Genomic DNA, 26060 nt, shown 5'->3' with positions numbered 1-26060 from the left:
ATTTAAAAGGATGACCTTCTCGCCTTGAAAGGCTCGGAGGTCACCCTATGAATTAATTTGAAAACCTAGAAACCATGATTAAGCACTGAATATTTGCCAATGGTTCCTTGAAAAAATACTTGACTTTATCTAGTGATAAAGTCCAATTTTTTATGGCATGAAAATTAAAATCATATATATATCCGTAATTTTTCTGGTCTCGCACATAAAAGTACATATCTGTTTTGCTATCAAAACAACCAAGTACATTAACTAAAACACCTTCATCTAAAGTGGTAATCTTTACCATTTCATCAACTGAAACATTTTCAACAGATTGATATATATCAGTTTTTTTTGTAATTTTAATGTCATATCCCGACATTGAAAAAACACAAATAAGCACAAAGAACAAACTAAACATTATTATTTTTTTCATTTTTTTGGTCCATACCAATTAAATGACTCAACAGTACCGCTATTTATTAATTCTTGCTGAAATGAACCAGGCATCACAGATGGATTAATATTAACACCTGCATTTATGAGGCAAGTCTGGGCGGCTGTTGTACAGTTATTCAATAACTCATTATATGATTCTTTATTTGTTTTTATGTCACTCATGCAACTATCATAGTTTTTATCTTGTTCTGATGTTAAGTCAACGACAACACCTAACCCTGTTCTTTTATTATTTTGTGTTTGCCGTTCAATGTATGAATTTGCTGTCGGGTATTTTTTATCCCATCCTGAGGGACCAAAAGAATTATTCTCCCCATTGCCACCTCTAGACGATACATGTCCGAACATAGAAGCTAGCTGAGGTAGCGGACTCCAAAATATAACTTCGCGATCTAACCCCAGTGGATCAACACTGCCCAACGGATCATTCCCCACATATCCATAAATATTCAGCCCGCCATTTTCGCCAATCGGGTCTCGGCTTAACCAGCGGCCAGTTTGTGGGTTGTAAGCACGATACAGCGTCAGGTTTAGTCCAGTTGGTTCATGACGGAACATACCGGCATAACCAAAGCGCGGCTGTGACCCAATGCTCAGTTCGCGTTTACCATAGGCATCATAGCGCGACTCACCCAGCAAGGAACCATTGGCATTCACCACCTGCATCACGCTGCCAAGTTTATCGGTAGCGTAGTAACGGTTTTTACCGTTGATTTGTTCCCCCTGTGGATAATACCGATCAGTCACAGCGCCGCTGCTGTCCATCGCCATACACAGTGTATCGCCACACCACTGAAAATAAGAGGTGATGGATTGACTGTTGCCGGCACTGTCTTTGACGGTTTCAGTGTTGCTGATACGACGAGACAAACCGTCATAAGCAAATGAACTAATAGCTCCGCTGGTTTTGTTAGTCGCAATCAGCAGGCGGTTTTCCGCATCCCAGGTGTAGGTGAAACGACCGTCATCCAGCAGGTTGCCGTTGGCATCATAGCTATAGCTCTGGTTGTTTTCGGTTACTACCTGATTCGCGTCATTCGCAGTAAAGGTGGTTTGTTTCCGGCCTTTGGTGATGCTGAGCATGTTATCGGCATCATCATAGTCAAAGGTGGTTTTACCGAAGGGCGGTTTAGTCCAGAAACCATGCTCTTCATGACCCCGGTTTCCCTGCCATTTACCCTGCATCACCGCAGTTAAACGGCCGGCATTGTCATACTCATAGTGGTCATGCTGACCCTGTGGCCAATCATGACGCTGCAGCAGACGTCCTTCTTCGTCGTGGAAGGTGAAGATGGATTTAGCACCGATGAGTTTCCTTGGGTGAGTAATGGCCAGTAACTGCCGGTCGAGTTGATTGCCGCTATACACATAGTCTGTACGCCATGGAGAATGTTGTAAGGCTTCGCTGCGCACCTGATTGGTCTCGCCCAGATAGGTATAGTCAAAGACCCCCAGAGCGTTAGTCAGTTGAGCGACTCGGCCCAGAGTATCGTATTGCCATGAATCGGTATTCTCACCGGCCGTACGGCTCAGTACGCGCCCGGCGGCATCATAGCGGTAAGTGATTGGCTGCTGTTTGCCCGCCGGTGTTTCTTTCACCAGTTGCAATGCGCCAACTGCACCAAGATCACCGTAGGTATAGGTAGTTTCACCGGTACCATCAGTCATGCGAGTCAGCCGCGGAAAGGTACTGTCATAGCTGAATGACACAGCTGATGTGGCACTTTGTGCATTGCTGTAGTTGATGGTTGCGATTTTATCATCGCCGGTATAGCTCAGTTTTTTAACCTGACCAAGCGGGTCTGTCTGGCTGATCTGACGACTACTGCTGTCGTAATCAAAACGGGTGACAGAACCATCCGGTAATAATTTACGGGTCACCCGCCCTTCAATATCGCGGTTCCATGATGTGGTGCGCCCCATGGCATCCGTCAGGGTCTTAAGGCGACCGTTTTCATAATAGCCATATTGAACCGTTCGCCCTATTGGGTCCGTTTCTGATACCAGACGACCCAGTTCATCATAATCATATTGGGTAGTGCGCCCTAAACGATCCTGCACACTGCTGACATTGAGTTTATCCCAGGTGTAAGTACGGGCGGTGCCGTCAGGGTAAGTGGTCTTCGTCAGGCGATCTAACTTGTCATACTCGTAATTGACTGTATATCCCAATGCATCGATGGTCGTGACCACCCGGCCCGCATCGTCGTACGTGTATTGGGTCGCGACTTTGCCTTTCGGGTTGATGATGTTAATCAGGTGACCACTTTCATCGTAGGTATACTGGGTAGTCTCCTTTAACGGATTGGTAACGCTGGTAAGCTGACCATTATCGTTATAGGTCATAGTGGTCGTCTGACCTGCTGCATTGGTATAGGTCAGTGGCAGATGCTGTTCATTCCAGGTATACGCCGCAATTTGTTTACCGCCCTGAGCTACCTCTGTTAAATCCTGCAGATTATCGGCGTAGGTCATGGTCGTGACACGTCCGGCCGGATCGGTGTATTGGGTTACTTTTCCAATGCTGTTGTAACTGATTTTAGTCAGCTGTGTACTACCATCATCCAGTACACGACCAATGATAGATGGTTTATCTAACGCGCCGGTTGCACCACCCCAGCCCTGGTTGGGGTAGTTAAACCAGATCCGGTTTTCAAGCGGATATTTGATACTTTCATGCACCGGTGCGGTCACGCTAGTATTGTGTGTATCATGCAACCAGTGGTGAATAAGCGCTTTGGTATAATCACCGGCACTTTCTTTCATGGCTGTTTTATCCCAGTAATAGGTATTACGGCCATTGATATAACTGTTAAACAGATTCATTCCTCTAGGCACGATTCCTTCGTTGAATGGAATGCCCGCCGCCCCGTGGTTGAACTCAACGCGTTCTTTATTGCCCTGCGGATCCGTTGCCTCCAGCCAGCGCTGAATGCCATTCTGCCCAGTGATGAATGACGTGGTGCCATAAGGCGTCGTCATGGCATTGATAAATGTGCCACTGTTATAACTGAACGATGAACGCATGCCGATACTGTCTGTCAGCGCATTCAGGCGCTGTTTCTCGTCATACTCAATACTCGCATAACGGCCAAACGGGTCGGTGACACCGGTGATCAGCAACGGATGAGCACTATTACCGTATTCCAGTGTGGTTTTCTGGCCCACCGCATCGACAATGGTGGTCAGACGTTGCGTTTCATCATAAATCAGGGTAACCGCATTACCCTGGGCATCCATACGGGAAGTAAGGAACACCCGACGGGTAGATGATGAGCTGCTGTCAGATTGTGTATAGATCTCTTTACTGCCATCCGCAAACCGGCGTTCATATTTGATCGGACTGGTCGATACCAACACCAGTTTCGTGCCGTCAGTGGATTCAGCGGTGAATTCGCCACTACCGCTGTTATAACCACGCTCCGTGCGGGCACCACCGCCAGCCAGTATGACTTTGACATTATTGCCAAGGCTGTTTGGGTTATCCTGTACCCAACTCATCCAGTTATGGTTCCACTTCTGCCCCAGGTTGGAGAAGGTAAACGTAGCTGGTTGAGTGGCTTCCAGCTGGTTGTAGGTCAGTGTGAAATTAACATCGGGGCCAACACTTGCCTTATAACCAACGGGGGTGTCGGTGATGTTCAGACTGACCAGCATAGAGGTCACCGCATAATGAGGCATACCTTTGGAGCTGCCAGCACCCTGACATGTATCGTTGCAGTCTTTCGTATCTGAATCAGAGGTCGCGGTGCTATCACTGCTTCCTGTGTATCCCGCGCCACGTATCGCGTTTGCTGCCGTAAGATCAACGGGTTTACCGATACCGGATAGTTTTTTCTCCACCAGATAATTACCACTGGATTCACGAAGAATACTGGCCGAGGTCATTTCATTATTCTGACCGGATATCGGGTCTGCAACGGTGTAATGATCGCCGTTTTTGGCCAGCACGGTAGCAAAGTGCCCAGACTTCCAATGTACCACTGCCGGAACCGGGATCTGGTGGTTTGTGTAAATGACGCTGGACTGGAAATGATGCTGACCTGCGATATTTTGCAGTTCGGCCAGTGAGAAGCCACCTTTCGGTGCAAGCAGGGAGAAAAGTTGCTGACTACCGGATAATCCACCTTGTCTCAGGAGTTCCGCCAAGGCGACAACGCCACAACGGAGTGACTCCTGCGGGTTATTCTGCATTTCCCACAATCCGCGTTTGGCCTGTGCAATGGAAGCATCTGCAATACCAGATTGATGGGAACCCGTCAGCTTTAATAACTGCTCTACTTGCTGCTGATGCCCAAGCTGGGTATGCAGTGACAATTGGGCTGCATAGATCCGGTCGGACAGCACAGACATATCATGATTTTTTAATACCCGTATCCCTTCGGATGCCTGCTCATATGCCTGAATAGCATCAGAATAACGACCGGATTGCTGATAAATCAGACCCAGGTTCAGCCAAAGAGAGTTTTTCCAGGCTGAGTGAGGGTGAGCACTGAGAAAATTCTCAATCGCTTCTGTCTGCATTGGGTCATGAGCAGTTTTATATTGCTGTAATGCTACTGAAAGATCTGCCAGTTCCGAGGGTGTTGCTGTGCCAGTTACCATCGGCGGCTCTTGGAACAAACCATAAAAAGAGGGTTCAGAATACCCACCTGGATTTTGTGCAAGTACACCTACCGGAAGCCCACTGGCCAGTATAGCGGCCAATAACCAAGGATGTTTTATCCGCATGCTCGATCCTTATTGTTTTATCTTTAAATAAACACATTCATTTGGAACTTATTGAAGCTTACAATAAGGACTCCAAGGAATCCAATAAACTTATGTCTTTTACGTTTTTCTGCTAAGGGAACGCAATATCCCCTCCCTTTCTGTTATCCGGATATTATTTGTGCAAATGGAGTTTCATATGACATGGCATGGTTTGCTGCTGGCAGGGCTTAGCTGCATTAGTTTATCCGGCTGTGGCGATAATGCCGCACAACCAAAAATCAGAAGAAATGACACAGGGATCACCTCCTGTGCTGATAATCAGCATGCCCGTTTACAATGTCCGGTGACCGGTTTTCCTGGCCAGCATGAAAGTGGACGTGATGTAACGGATTCTAATGACAGTGATGGTCATGCTGGTTTTAGTTTCACCAAACTGGATAAAGATGGTCATGATTTATCTTCAGACGCTAAAGCATGGTCATGCGTGCGGGACAATGTCACAGGGCTTATCTGGGAAATAAAAACAACATCAGGTCTTCAGAACAAAGATGCCACCTATACCTGGTATCAGGAAAATCCGAAAATCAATGCCGGTTTCATTGGTATAAAAAATGGTGGCCATTGTGAAGGCAGCGACTGTGACACCTCTGGTTATGTGTCAGCCCTTAATAAGCAAGAGCTCTGTGGATACCATGATTGGCGGATGCCAAACGTGGATGAGCTAAGCAGTATTACCAACCTGAATGAATCAGCACCGGCTATTGACGCCCGGTATTTTCCGGAAACTGTAGCGGCAGCCTACTGGACATCCGTACCAGTGGCGACACTACCAGCTAATGCCTGGGATGTTTATTTTAAAGGTGGTGGGAGCGATTGGGATAATAAACAAAATTTACTGCATGTGCGCTTGGTTCGGGGAGGAAAATAGCATGAAGCATTTATCCGGATTATTGTTTGGCCTGCTGGCAAGTCATGTACTATCTGTCAGTGCGCAAACCTGCGACTATGAGCACACCCCTGTTGATACGCCTGATGCTCGTTATCAAATCGACAATGACGGGACAGTAACTGATCTCAATACCCACCTGATGTGGCAAATCTGCCCGGCTGGCTTATCTGGTAAAGATTGTACGAATGGAAAAGCAACCGAAATGAACTGGCAGCAGGCGTTGTTGTATGCAGAAGAGCAGCGTGGGAAGAAGCTGGCTGGATACAACGACTGGCGACTTCCTACGGTTAAGGAGTTACGAACACTGTCTAACCGGCAGTGTAACTATCCGGCAGTCAACATCCATGCATTCCCCAATACACCATCTTACTGGTATTGGTCGATTTCACCAGTAATCTCAGATGGTGCCTATGCCTGGGGTATTGCATCCGATTATGGCTATGACAGCTGGAGTAATAAGCTTAACAAAGGTCTGATTCGACTGGTAAGAACCATAAGATAAAACAATTTTAATTCACACAAGAGTGATACACCAAACCAAAGTCAAAGAAGCTGGATATCACGCCGAGATAGGTAAACCGGGTACACAATGAACGCTTTTCAAGCCGGCGTTTGCTGCTATACCAGATACGATTCGTTGGTCAGTTCGATCAGCCCCAGGAAAGCCACATTATCATCCGGTTCCCGCAGAATGTGGGTAGATCCTGCTCCATAGCGATAATCGCTGTGCCCGGACAGATAGGCATCAATCTCTTCCTTGAGCAACGGATAAAAAACGCTCACTTCACCGTTAAGAATAATGGTCTTGATATTGAAAATCGTAATCAGCTGACTGAGAACATGTCCCAGTACCCGCCCCGCTTCGCGAATAACCTGTTCACACAGCGTGTTATGCCGGCTCAACTCCAGATTAATCTGTTCAAGTTGCTTCATTATCGAATCATCCGGCAGCAGCCGCGGTTCAGATCGGGCGATCTTGCCAAGAATGGCATGATAGGTCAGGTAGGTTTCCGCACACCCGCGGGCCCCGCAATAACAAAGCGGTCCATGCTCGGAATAGGTGACGTGACTGATCTCAGGCGCGGTGCCCTCGGGTCCCAGAATGATCTGCTTATCAATCACGATCCCCACGCCGACGCCATAACCGAGCAGCACGGCAATGAAGCTGTCATGCTGAGGATAAAGCTGCTGGATACGATGCGATGAGCAATAGGCGATATTAAAGATTTTGCTTTCAACACCGGTCGCAGCCGTAATAGCTGCCGTCAGATTAAAATGCTTGTCTTTAAATAGCTGACTGTAAAATACGTTGCCTGATGCCTGCGCCAGCTTGCCTTGCGTGGCCACGGTAATAATTTTGATGTCTGTGAGTACAAGCTGATTCCGGCCGCAGAGCTGAATGGCAATATTTTTTATCAGATCGACAAAACGCTCTACAGACAAGGCATTTTCAGGCTGAGTTAAATCCCATGTCTGCTGATACGCATCAATAATCGTATTGGTCTGATCAATCAGATTTCCGCAGATATTTTCTGTGGAAACATAGAAACAGAGGCTGTGATTAACCCGGGGCGTTAACTGCAATAATGTCTGCGGCCGCCCACCGGATCGGGGTTGGGATGAGGATTGGGTAACATCGACCTCCTCGATAATGCCATCATTCAGCAATTGCTGCGTTATTTTGGTCAAGGATGACTTTACCAGTCCCGTTTGTTTTGCAAGCTCAACCCTGGAATGCGGATGCTGTCGCAGCAGGCTGACCACTCTGTTCTTTCCATTGATATCCATTGTTACGTCTCTAGGCAAAGTATCCGACCGGCATTGCGCGGGGAATTCAGCCTATCGATATTAGCATTGTATACCGCTCGCGGGTGAGCTTATGATGAATCGATGTTTGTTCCTCCCGAATGATGCAGATATCATCGGATATTCCATTACAGAGCGTAAATCATGACTTATCAATTATCCCCGGAAGAATTTCAAACCATTCAGGCTCAGGATGCCGAGCAGCGTTATCACCATTTCCTGCAGCAGGCGGTGACGCAGGGAGAGATCTGGATCCTGAAAGATCAGGAGGGTTGTGTCTCGTTGTCCGCTGACGATGAAGACTGTATTCCGGTATGGCCACACCCGGACTATGCCAGAGCCTGGGCTGGTGATGAGTTTGCCGATTGCGAAACCTATGCCGTGCCATTGAAAACGTGGCTGGATCGCTGGGTTAAGGGGATGCATGAAGACGGCGTCGCGGTCGCGGTATTTCCATTAGCCGATGCCGATGGGGTTGTGGAAGATCCGGAAACCGTCGCGGATGATCTGTTGCGGAAAATGGCGAAGCTGAACCGGAAGAAATAATCCGCAACGGAGTTTTATTGACAGTCGTACCTCCCGACCGCCAGAATGCAGATGAATGTGACCGGGGTGCCACGCTGTGGCTGAGAAATACCCGTAACACCTGATCTGGATCATGCCAGCGTAGGGAGTTCACGACTGTGAAATCGTCCTCCTTTCTGCTGCGCATTTTGTCTGCCATTTTGAAGGAGGACTTATGCCGCAAGCTTTACCCGCAACCACCATTATCGCCCAGCTTGATCGTTTCCGCCGCACAGCCCCACTCACGCATGTCATCACCAACGATGTCGTGACCGGTTTTACCGCCAATGTCCTGCTGGCACTGGGCGCGGCACCCGCCATGATCACCGCGCCGGAAGAAGCCGGCAGTTTCGCGGCCATCGCCTCGGCCCTCTCTGTTAATGTCGGAACGCTGACATCTGCTCAGGCGGCGACGATCCGCATCGCCGTGCAGGCCGCCAGCCGGGCCGGCACACCCTGGGTGTTAGATCCGGTCGCGGCAGGAGTGCTCCCTTACCGGACCGAATTGTGCCAGGAACTGCTGCAGCAACATCCGGCCGCCATCCGTGGCAACGCGTCTGAAATCATGGCGCTGGCGGGCCAGGCTGCAGCGGGTAAAGGCGTCGACAGTGCCAACCAGAGCGACCAGGCCATTGATGCCGCCAAGGCTCTGGCTACCCGCAGCGGCGCCATTGTCGCCGTCACCGGAGAAATAGATTACATCACCGATGGGGAACGCGTCGTCAGTATTAAAGCCGGCGATCCGCTGATGACCCGCGTCACCGGGACCGGTTGTGCACTTTCCAGCGTCGTGGCGGCGTTTGTCGCCGGCTGTCCGGCCGAAGAGAGACTGAACGCTGTCGCCAGTGCCTGTGCAGTAATGGCGATTGCCGGTCAGCGGGCGGCCGCCAGAGCCAAAGGTCCGGGCAGTTTTGTACCGCTGTTTCTGGATAATCTCTATCTGCTGGATGCGATCACCATTACAGAGGCGCTGGCATGAAACCTGACTTATCACTCTATCTGGTTCTGGATCCGGTGATGTGCGGCGGCTTTGAGGCGGCGGTAAGCCTGACCCAGCGGGTACTGGATGCCGGTGTGACCACGATCCAGTTGCGGGCACCGCAATGGAAAAAACGCGACTGGCTGCGGCTGTCACAACAGCTGCTGCCGCTCTGCCGTGACGCCGGTGTGCCTTATCTGATCAATGACCATCTTGATATCGCGCTGGCCTGTGATGCCGATGGCGTTCATCTCGGCCAAAGCGATCTGCCGCTGCAGGTCGCGCGACGGTTATTAGATCCGGACAAAATCCTTGGTCTGTCGGTGTCAAACTTGCAGCACCTGCAGAGTGATGATTGCGCACTGGCCGATTATCTTGGGATCGGTCCGGTATTCCCGACCGGCACCAAGCAAGATGCAGATCCCGCGATCGGCCTGGTACAATTTTGCGACTGGATGACCCGGATCCGGCAACCGGTCGTCGCCATCGGCGGGATCGGACATTTGGAGACAGCCGACGTGATCCGGGCCGGAGCGGATGGTATCGCCGTCGTTTCCGCGATTTGCGCCGCATCCGATCCGGTTCAGGCGACCCGGACATTAGGACAACTCATTCAGGAGGCCAGACAATGATCACTCACGCATTAACTATCGCCGGTTCCGACAGTGGTGGCGGCGCCGGGATCCAGGCCGATCTGAAAACCTTCTCCGCCCTCGGTGCCTATGGCATGAGCGTCATTACTGCCCTCACCGCGCAGAATACGCAGGGCGTGCAGGCGGTCCATGCGGTGCCACCCACCTTTATTTCGGCCCAATGTCAGGCAGTCTTCAGCGATATCCGGGTCGATGCGGTAAAAATCGGTATGCTGGCGGACAGTGACATTATCACCGCCGTGGCAGCGGCCATCCGACAATGGCAACCCCCTTGTGTGGTGCTGGATCCGGTCATGGTGGCCAAAGGCGGTCATCGTTTACTGGCCGATTCGGCGGTTGAAGCATTACGTCAGCAACTGTTGCCGCAGGCCAGCATTGTGACGCCAAATCTGCCGGAAGCCGCCGCATTACTGGGGTGTGATGAGGCAACGACTGAAGCCGAAATGGTCTCGCAGGGACAGGCGTTACTGAACATGGGATGTCAGGCGGTACTGATGAAAGGCGGACACCTGAACGGCGATAACAGTCCGGACTGGCTGATCACGGCGCAGGGAACCATGCCGTTTACCGTTCCCCGTATTCAGACTAAAAATACCCACGGCACCGGCTGTACTCTGTCGTCTGCGATCACTGCGTTATATCCGCGTTACCGTAACTGGCCAGAAACCATCGCTAACGCCAAGACCTGGCTGTCGGGCGCCCTGGCTCACGCCGATGAGCTGGATGTGGGACAGGGCATCGGTCCGGTACACCATTTTTACCAGTGGTGGTAGGCAGGAAAACGCAGATCCGGGCTGATACCGGATCTGCCGTTATCAGGCGGCCGCCTGTGCCCGAAGCCAGTCGATCAGCGCGGATTCAGGCATCGGCCGGGCAAACATAAAACCCTGCATCTGACGATAACCGATCGCCTGCAGTTCCTCATATTCCGCCTGATTCTCCACACCTTCGGCAATTAAATCCATCTGCAGACCGGTCGCCATATCAAAGACGGCCTGTGACAGCGTGGTATCCCCTTCGCCGAGCATCATGACAAAGGAACGATCCAGTTTGACCGTATCAAACGGTAAGTCACGCAGTCGGGCCAGCGAGGAGTAACCGGTGCCGAAATCATCCAGATGCAGGCTGACCCCGGCATCCACAAATTGCTGCATCGTCTGTTCCACCTGTTCCGGATACAGCGACATCGCGCCTTCCGTCAGCTCCACGGCCAGCGCGGTTGACGGCAAGTCATATTCCGCGACCAGCTGCAGTATGCTGGCTGCCAGCCCGGGATCCGCAAATTGCAGCGGAGAGATATTGATCTGCAACCGCAGCTCCGGATAGTGACTGCGGAAACGGCGTAAGGCCTTAAGCCCCTTCTCCAGCAGTTGCATGGAGAGCTGGCCTATCAGCCCCAAATCCTCTGCCAGACGGATAAAGCCCAGCGCCGGAACCGGCTGATTGTTGCGCTGCCAGCGTGCCAGCATTTCTACCGCCACCACGTTGCCACTGCCGGTATCAATCACCGGCTGGAAATGAGGCTCAATGTTCCGTTCTGCAATAGCCCGGCGCAGCTCCTGTTCCAGTGTCATGCGTTCCGATGCCACGCCGCTCATGCCCTTCTCGAACAGACGGACACAGGATTTACCATCCCGTTTCGCGGCATACATCGCCAGATCAGCATGACGCATCAGCTCTAGACCATCGGCTTCACCGTCCCATTCCGCCACACCAACGGAGCCGGTCACACTTAACTTATGATGACCGAAGTGGATCGGGTCTTCCAGGATATCCAGTAACCGCTGAGCCAGCAGCTGTCCCTGTCCGGCAGTCGTATGCGGCATCAGTACCGCAAATTCATCTCCGCCCAGACGAAATAATTTATCCTGCCGGCGCATGACCTGCCGCATCCGCTGGGCAACTTCCTGCAACAACAAATCACCGGCAGCATGGCCGAGACTATCATTGATCAGTTTAAAGCCATCCAGGTCCATCAACAGCATGGAAAGCGACGCCCCCAGCTGGCAATTGGTCATCATTTTTACAACGTGTTCTTCCATGCCCCGCCGGTTACCCAAGGATGTCAGTGGGTCGGTAATACTGAGGTCATACATATTCTTTTGTGCCGATTGCACCTCATCCATCAGCTCATTGAAGGTGCGCGCCAGCAGATCCAGCTCATTTTGCCCTTCAACCGGCCAGTAAACCCGCTCGCCCTGCTTGCGACGCCATGCCAGATCGGCAAAGGTTTCAATTCGAGCGACCACCAGCCGATTCAGTAAATGCTGTAATGACCAGGAAGCAAATAACAACACCAGCAGCAAACCACCTGTAAAGAGCGCCATCACCATATAACGGGGCTGCCAGTTAATGTCGGTGCTGACCTGCAACCAGAGTTCCGGTACCTGCCAGCCGGTCAAACGCTTACTGGCTGTTTCTTCCGAGTGAAATGCGGTGCGGGCGACCGGTTTTTCCGGCGTGTGCACTGATAACTGCAAACGGCTTTCTGCGAGTTGTTGCAGACGCTGCAAATACAGACCATCCAGATAGCGACCGAAAATCATCAGGCCATTATCCGGCTGTTGTTGTAATGAATCGAAGATGCCGGACACGGCCAGTAATAACGGGCGTCCGTTGATGAAGGTCAGATATGATCGGGGTTGCGTCTTCTCCCCGGTACTTTTCTGCCAGTCCGGTAATTTTGCCAGCATCGCGAACAACGAAGGTGAATTGATGGCTGGGGTTGTTTTCGGGTCCGGGATGACCGCATTAATTTCGGAAGAAAATAGCACCTTATCCGGCGCCGTCATCATGGCAACAAAGTCCAGCTGCATCACATTCAGTGATTGCTGGGTAAAGTTATCCGTTTCAAATTTGAGATTAGGCCGGGACATGTACTCATAGGCGTCATTCCAGACAGCATAATCCCGCACCGCCCGGCTCAGTTCATCCTGCTCATTGTGCAGTAACAGCTCTACCTTTCCTAACCCGGCAGCCACCTGTTCTGCATCGGATTTGTGATAAAGCCAGTTCATAACGCTGATGCAGCTTGCCGTTACCAGAAAGGCCAGAACAATCACAATCAAACCAACCCGGTTGACAATCTGACGGTGCAAGCGGGTTGTATGCATTATTTTTTTCACTAACGAGAAGTCCATTTAGTTAGCCGGTTCATGACGCATACTCTTGCTGGCGCATCCGGTGTGAAAATTATCACGAGGCAGACAGACCGATGGAATTCAAATATAAATCCGACGATTTATATACAGAATAATTTAATTAGTTACATAAAAATAATGATTTTGCGAGAAAGCTCTAAGATATACATGACATAGCAAGTCAGTGTTGTTTCGTTATGAAATCTACAAACCCTGCCGGTATCGTCACCCCTAGATACCGGCAGTTTTTTCGGTCAGCGCAGCAGTGCGTCCATGACATCGGCTTTGGCCGGAACCAGTTTATACAGATAAACCGGACGACCTACCGAGCCGTAAAAAATATCGGTATCCAGTACGCCGATTTCTGCCATATACACCAGATACTTGCGGCAAGAGACGCGCGAAATACCGATCTCGGTGGCCATTTCTTCTGTCGAGAAGCCCTGTTTATGCCCCTTGATCCACTCCCAGATCGATTGCAGTGTCAGTTTGGTTAATCCTTTCGGAAGCCTGATCCTGTCTGTCGGCGATGGCGTATTGCTACGCCGGATCAGATTGTCCAGCTCAGCCTGACTCAACGTATCCCGTTGCTCCTGCACCTGATGTTTTTCCCGGTAGGCCGACAAGGCTTCCTGGAACCGGGCGAACTGGAACGGTTTGATCAAATAATCGACCACACCATAACGCAGCGCTTGTTTGATGGCCGGCATATCACTGGCCGAAGAGATCATGATCACATCAATATTGTTCTGCATCTGCCGGATCACCGGTAACAGCTCGAGGCCGTTATCCTTCTGCATATAAATATCCAGCAGCACCAGATCGATCGGTGGATCATTCACCTGTAATTTCTGCTTTGCCGCCTGAATGGTAGAGACAGATCCCTGCCAGCAGAATCCCTCGACCTGCTCCAGATAGCGGCGGTTGAGTTCAGCCACCATCGGGTCGTCATCGACAATCAGTACATTAATCACAAACTGAACTCCTTGCTGGCATAAGGTAATGAAATGATGAAACGGGTGCCCTCACCCGGTTTCGACTGGCATTCAATCGTACCACCCAGTTTTTCCAGGCTCTGCCGGACCAGGTACAACCCGATGCCACGGCGGGTGCCTTTGGTCGAGAAGCCATGCTCAAAGATATGCGCAGCGACTGCAGGCTCGATCCCCTTACCATTATCGCTCACAGAACAGCGCAGACGATCCTCATCGTGATCAAAGGTCAGCACAATCGCCGCCGAATCATATCCATCCAGAGCCTCCATGGCATTTTCCATTAAATTACCCAGTATGGTGACCAGTTCATGCGTCACTTCCACCCTAGCCGATTCAGGCAAATAGCTGGTTGGCGTGACACTGATCTCGACTCCCAGTTCCCGGCCTCGATTCATTTTACCGAGAATAAACCCGGCAATAACCGGATCTTTAATCTGACGGATCAGGGAACCCACCTCCTCATGGTAATAATTGGCAGTGTCCATGATGTAATTTTCCAGCTGATCGTACGCGCGGATGTTGACCATCCCCAGAATGACATGCAGCTTGTTCATGAACTCATGCGCCTGCACACGCAGTGCTTCCGCATAATGCGAGATACCGCTCAGCCGCTGTATCAGCTGACTGACCTCGGTTTTATCGCGGAACGTGACAATCGCGCCGGTCACCTGACCATTCACCCGCACCGGCACACTGTTAGTCAGCAAGGTACTGCCGTTCAACTCAATTTCTTCGTCCCGACGGGCATGACCGCTGGCCAGTACCTGGCGTAAATGCAGTAATGCCGGCCAGTGTTTGCTGCCTTCGGTCTGCAGCAGATTTTCCAGATCCCCGTTCTGTCGTAACAGGCGTTTTGCCTCGTCATTAATCAGCGTGATCTGTTCCTTCGCGTTTACCGCAATAATGCCTTCGCGGATGGATTGCAGCATGGCATTGCGTTCCTCCAGCAGACTGGCAATCTCTGAAGGCTCCATGCCGAACATGATTTTTTTGATCTTTCTCGCCAGAAAGAAGGCGCCGAAAGAGCCAATCAAACCGCCAAATGCAATTGCCCAGTAGGTAAACCAGCGATTAGCGGCAATGATTTCCTGTACCTTTTCGGTCGAGATCCCGACCGCGATGGCACCTATCTGCTGATGCCGGACATCAAATAACGGACTGATAATGCGTAATGAGGGTCCCAGCGTCCCTTTGGCTTCGGAGACTGACTCCTGGCCATGCAAGGCCTTTACCTCATCCCCACCGATAAAATGTTTGCCAATCAGTGACGGATCGGGATGTGTATGCCGGATCCCCTGCATATCCATCACCACAATAAACAACAACTCGTTTTGCTGCCGGACCTGTTCAATATAATCCTGTAAATCCGTTTTGTTACCGTCGTCGCTGCTCAATGCCTGCGCAACGAACGGCGATACCGTCAGGGTATGCAATACCGCTTTGGCCTTATCCTCAAGACTTAAACGGGATAACTCGGTGGATTGCGTGACATAGACGGAGTGAACAACAAACAGAACCAGAGCGATGACAGAGCAGACCAGTAACGTGATGGTGGAACGAAGTTTTAGCGGTGAACGTTGTTTTAACACTGACGGTTTTTCCTTTCTCGATCGTGACAGCGATTATACCTGCGCCACGCAACCGGGATTGTTAGATCCCGCACGTCCCGCGATTCTCCTGGAATTAGAGTGCGGAACGTGCGCTGTTACATCCCTTGGTTTTACACAGTCAGACTTTCCAACTTGTTATTTCTGATCTTGGCCATGCCGGTGCGGCGTGCCGTTTCGGCCACAACTTCACTCACCCGTTTCACCACATCTTTATTGAAGATGTTCGGAATGATGTAGTTTTCCGACAGCTCTTCATCAGACACGACCGACGCGATCGCTTTCGCCACTTCCAGCTTCATTTCTTCGGTGATCTGACGGGCGCCACAGTCCAGCGCACCACGGAAGATCCCCGGGAAGCAGAGCACATTGTTCAGCTGGTTCGGGTAGTCGGAACGACCGGTCGCCATCACGCGCACATACGGCGCCGCTTCTTCCGGTGAAATTTCCGGTGCCGGATTGGCCATCGCAAAGACGATCGGATCTTTGGCCATCTTCTTCAGATAATCGACCTTCAGCACACCCGGACCAGACAAGCCGATAAACACATCCGCGCCTTCAATCACATCCGCCAGCAGTCCCTGTTCGTTATACGGGTTGGTGATGCGGGCATATTCGTTCCAGCTTTCATTGCTGTATGGCTCGCCACGGAAGATAGCGCCATGACGGTCGATACCAATCAGGTTTTTCACCCCGGCATTCAGCAGCATTTTGGAAACAGCAATCCCGGCAGCGCCAATGCCCACCAGTACGACTTTCACATCGGCGATGTTTTTCTGACACACTTTCAATGCATTCAGGAAACCGGCCAGTACGGTGACGGCAGTACCATGCTGATCATCATGGAATACCGGAATATCCAGTTCCTGTTTCAGCCGTTCTTCGATTTCAAAACAACGCGGCGCGGAAATGTCTTCCAGGTTGATACCACCAAAAGTCGGCGCCAGCGCCTTCACAATCGAGATGATCTCTTCCGGATCTTTGGTATTCAGACAGATCGGGAACGCATCCACCCCGGCGAACTGTTTGAACAGTACCGCCTTGCCTTCCATCACCGGCATGGCCGCTTCCGGACCGATGTCACCCAGCCCCAGTACCGCAGTACCGTCAGACACCACGGCCACGGTATTTTTTTTCACGGTCAGGTCATAAGCCCGTTCCGGATTATGTGCGATATCCATACAGACCTGCGCCACACCCGGGGTATAGACCTTGGCCAGATCGGCCATGCTGTCGATGCTGTGTTTCAGTGTGGTTTCCAGTTTACCACCCAGATGCAGATGAGTAATTTCATCCATAAACTGGATATCCGCTTCGCCAAAGCGGTTTTCCAGCGTCTCTTTTATTTTGGCAATACTGGTCAAATCATTGACATGAAAATGTACCAGCACCGATTTGTCATTATTTCCTTTATATGCTGTTTCAATTTTCTCAATTTCACCCAGGTTGGATTCAATGCCGTGAATAATTTCATTCACATATTTAATCTTTTCACCACCGATGGCACGAACAATATAATTGTGATGTTTAACTGCATTAATAGTCATATTATTTACTCTCAATCTTTTCAGATATTCATTTTGGAAGAGTACGGATTATTCATCGGATCTCAGTGCCACATTTGCAGCAGAATTGTTGCCGCAATGACTGTCGCTGCCCCGCCGATACGGGTTGAAATCTGAGCAAAAGGCATCAAAGACATGCGGTTTGCCGCAGAGAGAATCGCTACGTCACCGGTACCACCCAGACCACCACGGCAGCCGGTCACAATCGCTGCTTCGACCGGATACATGTTGATCTTCATGCCGATATAGAAACCGGAGATGATCATCGAAATTACAATCGCCACACAGGTCAGCACATAAGGCAGAGAGATAATGGCGGCAACGTCTTTCAGTGGCACATACAGCATGCCCAGACCCACCATCAGCGGCCATGTCAGGTTGCCGGCGATGAATTTATATAGCTGGAACGCACCGGTTTCTAAACGTTCAGGAATGATTTTCAGCGATTTGGCCGTTGCCGCAGCCAGAATCATCACGATAGGACCCGGAATACCGATGAAATGAGCCAGTACCGTACCTACGATGAAGAAAGAGCACGCCATCAGCAGACCTGCGCCCATGATAGAGAAATCGATCGGTTTATCGGCGGCAGAAGGCATATTCGCCAGATTCTCGCTGCTTTTCACCAGCACGCCGTCACCGTTGTATTCCGGTTTACGATCCGCGATGCGCTTCAGCACACCTGCCGCAATAATCGCCACGATATTGCCGATAACCGCCGCCGGGATCATCTGCGCCACATAAGTACCCGCTTCATTGCCCAGAATGCCGGAGTACGCAATCGACAGTGGCAGAATACCCTCACCGACACCACCACAGATGATCGGCACAATGATGTAGAAAATGGTGTGATGAACACTGTAACCCAGCGACACCCCGACCAGCAGACCGGTCGCAATCGCCACGGCAGTACCGACAATCATTGGAATGAATATACGCGCCAGACCATTGATCAGTGTCTGACGGTGCATGCCCAGCATACTGCCGCACACCAGAATGGAGATATACAGATACAGGAAGTTGGCCTTTTTCATCAGGGTAGTCACTGAATCCAGCACCCCTGACGGTAATACCTGCCAGTACACCAGGAAGGATGGTACCATCAGCGCCAGAATCGCCGGGCCACCAATATTTTTCAGCAGCGGCAATTTCATGCCTAATTCACTTAAGATCAGACCGAGCACCATCACAACTGCAAAGCCGCCAATTAAATCATTTGGCAGATTCCCGGTTTTGGCAGCCATTAAAACAATCAGGGATAAAACCAGATAAACCGGTAAAGAAATAACCCCTACCTTAATATCCATTAATTTACCGAAAAATCCGGACTCTTTTATTTGTCCGCTATTTTCCAATACAGATGACGGATTTATTTCACTCATCTTTGTTGCTCCTAAGCAGTGTGGTTGCTATTTCATTTTGATTTATGACAACCAAACTATATAAGGTTTTAATGAGCAGACTATTTAATGAAAATAATTTGCCGATTATGAAATTAAAGTAAGCAGACAAAGATTAATTTTGTATGGTAGAGGAATTTTACGCAGTCATTTACTATTATTTGTCTGTGACAGACCTAACGCTTCATCTGATTTATTTATAAAAAATGTGGCGTTGTTCAAATATTTGGATATTTCAGCCAGCAAGGTTTACGCGCGGTTATTATAGCGATAAATTAAAACAATTCGAATTCATTTGTAACTCAGCAAGGGGACAGTATGTACACATTGTTCTATGCGCCAACGCCAAACGGGAAAAAAATCACGCTGATGCTGGAAGCGCTGGATGTGCCATATCAGGTCATACCGATCAATATCCGTAAGGGCGATCAGTTCCTGCCCAGTTTTCTGGCCATTTCGCCAAACAACCGGATCCCGGCGTTGATCGATCATGACACCGGTATCGGGATCTTCGAATCTGGTACGATCCTGACCTATCTGGCAGAAAAACATGGTAAGTTCCTGCCAGCCAACGGTTCTGCCCGTTATGTTGTCCTGCAATGGCTTCATTGGCAGATTGGCGGACTGGGGCCCATGGCTGGACAAAATCACCATTTCAATCATTATGCCGCGGAAATCGTACCGTACGGCATTAAACGTTATACCGAGGAAACAGCCCGCCTATACGGCGTGTTAAATAAACAGCTGGCGGATAAGACCTATATCGCCGGCGAGGAATATACGATCGCGGATATGGCGATTTATCCCTGGATCACCCTGTATGAACATCAGAAACAGGATATCAGCCAGTTCCCGCATATTGCCCGCTATCTGCAGATGATGGCGGCCCGGGATGACGTACAACGCGGCATGCAGAAATATGCCGATTTTGACTGGGAAACCAGCCTGACCGAATCACAGCTACAGGGATTAATTGAACAGAATCTACAGAGATAACACCGTACAGGCCGAACGGTAAAGTAACCGCGCAGCCTGTACCAACACGTCTGACGTAAGAAAGGATTACTCCGTACCGCAGGGAACATAGCCTGCCGTCGGCAGTTGCAGATAATGCCGCAAAAAATCATCAAATGACTGATGATCATCCGCTTCCAGTTCAGCCTGTTTCAACAAAGAAGCCTGCGCCTCGTCAGCAAAATAATTCGCCTCCCAGTATTGCAGCGGCGCATGCAGCAATTGCTGGCGGAACAGTTCGGCCTGTTGCCGTCCGAATTCGTCATTATCCAGATCATGCGCCAGTAAATGCGCCAGCACCTGAGCCGACAAGGTCTTTTCCGGATCGGCTAGCTTGTCATGCTGAGCCTGCAGCGCCAGCTGATAATGCACCCGGCCATATGCACGATCCAGTAACTGGGCGACAAGCTGTAATTCATCAAACAACTGCTCACTCCAGACCCGCAGCGGTATCTCGCCCTGAGCAGTCCGGAGCTGTAATCCCGGACGACGTCCCTCCAGCGCAACCTGATTCATGTTGTAGTGGTTACGCTCAATTTCCGCCGCATCCAATACTGGCGAAGGTCGCAGCAGGCACCAGACCAGGAACAGATCCAGAAAACGTAGTTGCTGCAACTCAACACCGCATGGAGTGAAAGGATTAATATCCAGCGTACGCAGCTCAATGTAATCGATCCCGCGTCGCTCCAGGGCCACCAGAGCCCGCTCTCCCGAACGCGGTGTCCGTTTCGGACGAATCGGCGCATACAGCTCGTTTTCAAGCTGTAAAACATGGTCATTCAACTGACGATATTCATCACCAACCTTGATGCCCATCGCGGTGAAAGTGTCATCTTTGGTATCCAGTGCACGACGGACCGATGTCAGATAATCAGGCAAACTGCTGTGACTGATATTAAGACCCGCCTGTGACTTATTGGTATAACCCAGATCAGAGAGCCGGAGTGATGTCGCATACGGCAAATAGAGCGTGCCTTTGCCAACCCGTTCAAACGGCAAGCCGGTATCACGCCCCTGCAGGAATGAACTGCACAATGCCGGAGAGGCACCAAACAGATAAGGGATCAACCAGCCAAAACGGTAAACGTTACGAATCAGCCCCATATAACTATCAGAGATCAACTTGCACTGACAACACTCTGGGTTCTGTAACTGCTGCCATTCACTCCAGAAACTGTCCGGCATCGAAAAGTTGAAATGCACCCCGGCAATCACCTGCATCATGCTGCCATAACGGTGATGCAATCCCTGACGATAGAGCGTTTTCATCCGCCCAATATTGGAACGTCCGTATTGTGCCAGCCGGATAGACTCTTCCCCGCCAATAAAACACGGCATGGATAACGGCCATAACCGCTCATCACCAATATGCTGCATGGTAAAGAGATGAATATCACCCAACTGCGCCAGCAGTACATCCAGTGAGTCTGAAACCGGCGTAATAAACTCCATCAGACTCTCGGAATAATCGGTCGTGATGTTGGCATGTGTCAGTGCCGAACCAAGCTGACGCGGATGATCCAGCGATGACAGCCGCCCTTCCGGCGTGATACGCAACGATTCACGTTCAATGCCACGCCGGATCCCCCGCACAGCAAACACCCGTTCCGGTGCACTCAACTGTTCGATGATTTCAGACAAAAAAGACGGTGACGACATAGAAGACCTCATGACGGGACAATGATTGCAACAAGCGATAAATCCGCAATCATGTCATATGGATACATGATAATAGCTACAGAGCATAACGTGCTGTGGTTCATTCGTCACGCTTATCTGAGCTATAGCCCTCCGTGAAAAAGAGCGCTTTGAGCGAAAACGACCTTGTAATCAGCTCGATGTTTTATCTCATAAAAGATAAAGCGTTTCATTGACCATGGTGACAATAAAATTGTATATGTAAAAAATGATTGTCAATTAGCATTTATTTTTATGTCATTTAAAATTCAATCGTTAGCAAGCCCGACACCACTATAGATATTTCTTATGAACAGGATACTATCTATTCTTATCTCGTGGACTTGAAAATTTAAAAGAAGAACCTGGATTATATGTATTCATGATTTCATTAATTATCACTCATCTGGCACACACATTAATGTTGTTTTATTCTTACTATATTTTTTTAGTGTTAGCTCTGTATCTTAATAGTCTTCCTTAGCATTGAAACCAAGCCGTTCCTTCAACATTATACAAAGGTAGGTCAATATAGAATGCAACAACAGGCAATGGATCTGGGATTACTTTCTTTATCACTGGCAACCCATGAAATATATCTTTAACACAAAATTCAGCAATTGAATCTTCTTGTTTGCAAGGCATCATGTTTCTTTCTAAAAAATCAGGGGGTTGATCTTCTAATGTTTTTGCATGAACATGCAGAACAAAAAAAATTAACAAAAATATATATTTTTTTCATTCCTCTAATCCGAATACACAAATGGATAAGTTTTCTTAGGTTCAATTTTGATTATTTTCTCCGGTATTTTAACTACCGGCACTTTCCCGGTGCCCGCATAATGTGCTCCGGTTGGTTTGGCCGGTAATTCTGCCGCTTCTGCACCCACTGACAGAGCACTGCCGCCCTGATTCATTGTCACCACCGGGCCGGATAACGTAATACCGCTGGGATCAAGCTTGATAAAACTGCCACCAGCGTTGATCGTCATTTCCGTGCCGGCATGGAAAATCATTTGGTTCTGACTTTGCCATGCAACCGACTGACCGGCCTGAATCAGGCATTTTTGTTCCAGATGTTGTTCTGCACTACCGTGGATGGTGCCATGCTGATCAAGCGTGATTTCTTTTTGCGCATTGGCTTCCAGGCGAACGTGCTGTTCTCCCTGAATTTCCCGGTAATCGTTGCCACCGATAGTGCGGTCATGAGTACCATTGATCTGCGTATGACTGCTGGCTTTTATCTGTACGTCCCAGTCTTTTTCTGCCAGCCAGCGCAGCTCTTCTTTTCCTTTTTTATCCTCAAACCGCAGCTCATTAGCACCTTGTCCTCCGGGACTACTGCCGGTACGTAATCCGCTGCGGGTCATATGGACAGGCTGTTCCCAGGGCGTTTTCTGCCGCGCATTGTGCAAACAACCGGTGATCAGCGGTTTATCCGGATCGCCCTCTTCAAAACTGATCTGAACTTCTTGTCCGATCCGCGGTAAACGCACTACACCGTAGCCGTTGCCAGCCCAGTCATGCATCACTCTGATCCAGCAGGATGTTTTCTCATCCTCTTTACCTTCCCGATCCCAGTGAAACTGAACTTTTACTCGCCCGAATTCATCCGTATAAATTTCCTCACCCGCTGGCCCCGTCACTGTGGCGGTCTGTATACCGCTCAATCTGGGTTTAGCCGAAGCAACATCAGGGCGCCATGGTGTATCCCAAGGGATCGCGCTGAACTGGCAGTTCAGGCTGGATTGACCGCCACTAAACTCTTCCAATACCTGCGGCTGTTCACCACTGACTGTCAGTGATGTCAGCAGCCAGTTGCTGTTGAATTCAGCCCGATTGTGTCCGGTCACGGGTAATAGCCAGCCACAATGTAATTGAGACAGATTGCCACGTCCCTGCGCTGTCACCTTTTCTCGTTGCAGCGCTTCCAGATGGCGCTTAACGCGTGAAGATGCCTGCGTGGTATCGGCTGTATCACACTGATACAAGTAATAATTCAGGTGCTCCCGGCCTGCACTTCCGGCACTGTTTTGTGTCTGTGCGCCAGCCACTGCAGGCATCTGCTGCCGGACATCCGTCAGATGCAGTGGTTGATGAAAATCAAAATGACGATGGCAAGTTGCATTGACAGATACTGAGTGCCTGACCAGGAATGACTGCAACGTATCTGCATCTGCCGCCTGTCCGGTTCCCGGTTTGTATTGCACCGCATTCAGACCGGTGCTCCACCCTGCCGGGTGGTCAGAGAGGATAAGCTGACTGCCCTTTTCTGAATGCAAAAAATGATAATGAATACCCTCTTCGCCCAGCAAACGGTGAATGAATTGCAAGTCGCTTTCACCATACTGCACACAGTATTCGTGTAGAGGATAAACCGCCGTTAATTTCCACTGCACCTGATCACTGGCAATATGCTGTTCCTGAAAAAGCAGCCGGATAATGTCTGGCACACTTTTATGCTGGAAAATTCGCTGATTTCGTCCCAGCTCCAGCCAGGCCAGCGCCGGACGCATCATGAGCTGGTACTGCGTCAGGCGTTTTCCCTGTGTCTGCCGGCGAAACTGCCAGACCTGACCATGAAAATAGCCCGGTGCGTTGGAGCCAAGCAGTGTCAGCGAAGCTTCCGAACCAATCATCGCTTCCGGATTAAGATCTGAAGCCTCAGAAACCAACGTAATATTCACGCTCCAGGGGGTACTCAACGCTTCTTCTGCACTGAAGCGCAATACCTGCACTTCTTCACGACAATTTTTTACTGTGAGCAGGAAGCGGGCCTCATCAGCACTGAACAAGCCACTGCCCGATGAACCCAGACCGGATAACAAACCACCCAGATTATCGCTGAACGACATCGCGTATTTTCCTTGTTTATTAGAACCAGCTGGTTTTGAAATCATCAGAAGTCAGTTGCCACAATACCCGTGTCAGTGGTTCAAGATTGCAGCTACGCGCTTTATGCGACCAGTTCAGCCCTTGCAGCAAAGCCTTATCCAGCAGGTGACGGCGGTGAAATAGCGGTTTAATGACATCGCCTCTTGCTGCCGCTTCATCCGTTGTATCCTGAAACGGGTGTTCGCCACTGAATAACCGGTAGATGACGCAGCACACCGCAAAAACATCGGTGGCAATAGTCGGAATATGCTCTTCAAATAGCTCCGGTGCGGCATAGCGGCAACTGCAGGCCCGGATCGCACTCCGGTGTGCGGAGGTTGGCTGATACAGCGAGCGGCTGATACCAAAATCAAATAGCGTTAAATGATTATTGGGGGAGATAATGATGTTGGCGGGTTTGATATCGCCGTGCACAACGCCCTGCTGATGACAGAAAGAAACCGCATCGACCAGTTGCCGGGACAGATGCAGTGTAATATCCGGCGGGAGCGGTTGCCGGTAAAGCAGCTCTTCCAGCGACAGTCCTTCAATCCAGTCCATGATCAGAAAGGCTTTCTGTTGCTGACGGCAGACATCAAAATGGCGGATCGCCACCAGATTAGAGTGCTTCAGACGAGAACCTATTTCATATTCGGTAAACAGCAGATTATCCGCACCGGGATAATTTTCGTGTTCTGCACAGGCCATCTTGATCGCAATGTAGTTACCCGCCGCACCAAATGCCTGCAGCATGGTATCAACACCACGGTAAACAACGCCCATTCCACCCACACCCAGAATATGTTCCTGGGTGTATCGTCCACACAGCATCGTATGATTCACCGGCAATTGCTTTGAAGATGCCTGTGATGTCGTATCTTTGAACAGAGCTATATTCATCCCGCGCCTCTGTTTGGCTGATTGTTTTTTGTTCTGGCTCGTTTAATTATTCCGGACAACAACAGCAGTAATATTATCTTTTGCCTCTCCGGCCAGCGCATGCTGCATCAACCGCCGAACGGCCTTTTCCGGTTCAGACTCACTCAAGCTACGAATGATAATGTCTGATGATAATTCCCGGTAAAGTCCGTCTGTGCAGAGCAGCAACATATCCCCCGGATACATTTCCAGTTCGGCACTTTCCAGCACCAGTTCCCGGCAGACACCTATCGCCCGGGTCACAATATTACTTTTAGGGTGCAGCATCGCCGCTTCAGGTGTGAGCCGCCTGGCATTGACCCACTGCTGTACCAGGCTGTGATCTTCGCTGATTTGATACAAGACGCCACGCCGTAATAAATAACAGCGGCTATCACCAGCCCACAGGCAGGCAGCGCGGTCAGGATGTGCAATCAACGCCATGACGGTCGAGCCAATGATTTGTTCCGGTTCGGTCAGGGTACGTTCGCAACTGAGGTGAAAATTAACCCACTGCAGCGCATTGGCGGCATATTCCAGCCGCCTATCCAAATCAGACTCATAAGGAATACTAAGTAATGATTCGGCAACCATCCGACTGGCAACACATCCAAATTGATGTCCGCCCATTCCGTCAGCCACAACCCAGACCCCATTCCGGGCATCAATAAGATAAGTATCCTCATTGGCACGGCGGACATTCCCGGCACTGGTCGCCGCAGCGGACGACCAGCGTTTTCCTGTGCTACATCTCAGCATGGTCTG

19 protein-coding genes and 1 riboswitch are annotated in these 26060 nt (G+C 50.1%); of the genes, 7 read left to right on the top strand and 12 right to left on the bottom strand.

Annotated features, from left to right (window positions below; genetic code table 11):
- Window positions 1-52 precede the first annotated feature (52 nt).
- Window positions 53-418 carry a hypothetical protein gene (locus HNR75_RS13680; protein ID WP_188027547.1) on the bottom strand — a complete coding sequence of 122 codons (366 nt, stop codon included), beginning with the start codon at window positions 416-418 and terminating at the stop codon, window positions 53-55.
- Entirely contained in the window at window positions 415-5046 is a 4632-nt protein-coding gene (locus tag HNR75_RS13675) for an RHS repeat-associated core domain-containing protein (protein ID WP_188027546.1), read from the bottom strand. Before HNR75_RS13675 ends, HNR75_RS13680 begins: the two co-directional genes overlap by 4 nt.
- A 292-nt stretch (window positions 5047-5338) precedes the next feature.
- Here HNR75_RS13675 and HNR75_RS13670 point away from each other — a divergent pair, with 292 nt between their 5' ends.
- Together HNR75_RS13670 and HNR75_RS13665 are read left to right on the top strand one after the other, a co-directional pair.
- On the top strand, window positions 5339-6082 hold the full coding sequence (locus tag HNR75_RS13670; protein ID WP_246358959.1) for an Lcl C-terminal domain-containing protein: 744 nt from the start codon (window positions 5339-5341) through the stop codon (window positions 6080-6082).
- A 1-nt stretch (window position 6083) separates the two neighbouring features.
- Window positions 6084-6605, top strand: coding sequence for an Lcl C-terminal domain-containing protein (locus tag HNR75_RS13665; protein ID WP_188027544.1), 522 nt, complete (start codon window positions 6084-6086; stop codon window positions 6603-6605).
- 116 nt (window positions 6606-6721) lie between these two features.
- On the opposite strand, the gene HNR75_RS13660 is transcribed toward HNR75_RS13665, so the two are convergent.
- Window positions 6722-7792, bottom strand: coding sequence for an ROK family protein (locus HNR75_RS13660; protein ID WP_188027543.1), 1071 nt, complete (start codon window positions 7790-7792; stop codon window positions 6722-6724).
- Window positions 7793-8053: 261 nt separating this feature from the next.
- Between HNR75_RS13660 and HNR75_RS13655 the strand changes: the two genes are divergently transcribed.
- The 4 genes from HNR75_RS13655 (at window position 8054) to thiD (ending at window position 10878) form a co-directional block, all read left to right on the top strand.
- Window positions 8054-8455: a DUF2750 domain-containing protein gene (locus HNR75_RS13655; RefSeq protein ID WP_188027542.1), complete on the top strand. Its 402-nt coding sequence runs from the start codon at window positions 8054-8056 to the stop codon at window positions 8453-8455.
- Between the two features lie 52 nt (window positions 8456-8507).
- A riboswitch (TPP riboswitch) is annotated at window positions 8508-8600 on the top strand.
- Window positions 8601-8648: 48 nt separating this feature from the next.
- Window positions 8649-9452, top strand: a complete 804-nt coding sequence (gene thiM / locus HNR75_RS13650; protein WP_188027541.1) for a hydroxyethylthiazole kinase — start codon at window positions 8649-8651, stop codon at window positions 9450-9452.
- Window positions 9449-10084: a thiamine phosphate synthase gene (thiE, locus tag HNR75_RS13645; RefSeq protein ID WP_188027540.1), complete on the top strand. Its 636-nt coding sequence runs from the start codon at window positions 9449-9451 to the stop codon at window positions 10082-10084. Before thiM ends, thiE begins: the two co-directional genes overlap by 4 nt.
- Complete coding sequence (gene thiD, locus HNR75_RS13640) at window positions 10081-10878, top strand: bifunctional hydroxymethylpyrimidine kinase/phosphomethylpyrimidine kinase (protein ID WP_188027539.1); 798 nt, start codon at window positions 10081-10083, stop codon at window positions 10876-10878. The genes thiE and thiD overlap by 4 nt, the downstream gene beginning before the upstream one ends.
- Before the next feature lie 42 nt (window positions 10879-10920).
- Here the strand turns inward: thiD and HNR75_RS13635 are convergent, their stop codons facing one another.
- The 5 genes from HNR75_RS13635 to HNR75_RS13615 all read right to left on the bottom strand — a co-directional run bounded on the left by HNR75_RS13635 (window position 10921) and on the right by HNR75_RS13615 (window position 18794).
- Window positions 10921-13218: a bifunctional diguanylate cyclase/phosphodiesterase gene (locus HNR75_RS13635; protein ID WP_188027538.1), complete on the bottom strand. Its 2298-nt coding sequence runs from the start codon at window positions 13216-13218 to the stop codon at window positions 10921-10923.
- A gap of 281 nt (window positions 13219-13499) precedes the next feature.
- Complete coding sequence (dcuR, locus tag HNR75_RS13630; protein WP_188027537.1) at window positions 13500-14219, bottom strand: two-component system response regulator DcuR; 720 nt, start codon at window positions 14217-14219, stop codon at window positions 13500-13502.
- Window positions 14216-15829, bottom strand: coding sequence for a DcuS/MalK family sensor histidine kinase (gene dcuS / locus HNR75_RS13625; RefSeq protein WP_188027536.1), 1614 nt, complete (start codon window positions 15827-15829; stop codon window positions 14216-14218). Before dcuS ends, dcuR begins: the two co-directional genes overlap by 4 nt.
- A gap of 131 nt (window positions 15830-15960) precedes the next feature.
- Entirely contained in the window at window positions 15961-17394 is a 1434-nt protein-coding gene (locus tag HNR75_RS13620) for an NAD(P)-dependent malic enzyme (protein WP_281364954.1), read from the bottom strand.
- 62 nt (window positions 17395-17456) lie between these two features.
- Window positions 17457-18794, bottom strand: a complete 1338-nt coding sequence (locus HNR75_RS13615) for a 2-hydroxycarboxylate transporter family protein (protein WP_188027535.1) — start codon at window positions 18792-18794, stop codon at window positions 17457-17459.
- A 336-nt stretch (window positions 18795-19130) separates the two neighbouring features.
- Here HNR75_RS13615 and HNR75_RS13610 point away from each other — a divergent pair, with 336 nt between their 5' ends.
- The gene (locus HNR75_RS13610) at window positions 19131-19808 is read left to right on the top strand and encodes a glutathione binding-like protein (protein ID WP_188027534.1); all 678 of its coding nucleotides are present in this window, start codon (window positions 19131-19133) and stop codon (window positions 19806-19808) included.
- A gap of 66 nt (window positions 19809-19874) precedes the next feature.
- Here the strand turns inward: HNR75_RS13610 and gshA are convergent, their stop codons facing one another.
- From gshA to HNR75_RS13590, 4 genes are all read right to left on the bottom strand, one after another.
- Window positions 19875-21485: a glutamate--cysteine ligase gene (gene gshA / locus HNR75_RS13605; RefSeq protein ID WP_188027533.1), complete on the bottom strand. Its 1611-nt coding sequence runs from the start codon at window positions 21483-21485 to the stop codon at window positions 19875-19877.
- Between the two features lie 764 nt (window positions 21486-22249).
- Complete coding sequence (locus HNR75_RS13600) at window positions 22250-24358, bottom strand: type VI secretion system Vgr family protein (RefSeq protein ID WP_188027532.1); 2109 nt, start codon at window positions 24356-24358, stop codon at window positions 22250-22252.
- Between the two features lie 19 nt (window positions 24359-24377).
- Window positions 24378-25277 (bottom strand): serine/threonine protein kinase, encoded by a 900-nt coding sequence (locus HNR75_RS13595; protein WP_188027531.1) that lies wholly within the window; start codon window positions 25275-25277, stop codon window positions 24378-24380.
- A gap of 42 nt (window positions 25278-25319) precedes the next feature.
- The gene (locus tag HNR75_RS13590; protein ID WP_188027530.1) at window positions 25320-26054 is read right to left on the bottom strand and encodes a PP2C family protein-serine/threonine phosphatase; all 735 of its coding nucleotides are present in this window, start codon (window positions 26052-26054) and stop codon (window positions 25320-25322) included.
- Window positions 26055-26060: the final 6 nt, after the last annotated feature.

The organism is Tolumonas osonensis, from assembly GCF_014202415.1.
GTDB classification, from domain to species: Bacteria; Pseudomonadota; Gammaproteobacteria; order Enterobacterales; family Aeromonadaceae; genus Tolumonas; species Tolumonas osonensis.
The sequence above is the reverse complement of the archived record's forward strand: the minus strand, read 5'-3'. Positions and strand labels throughout refer to the sequence as shown.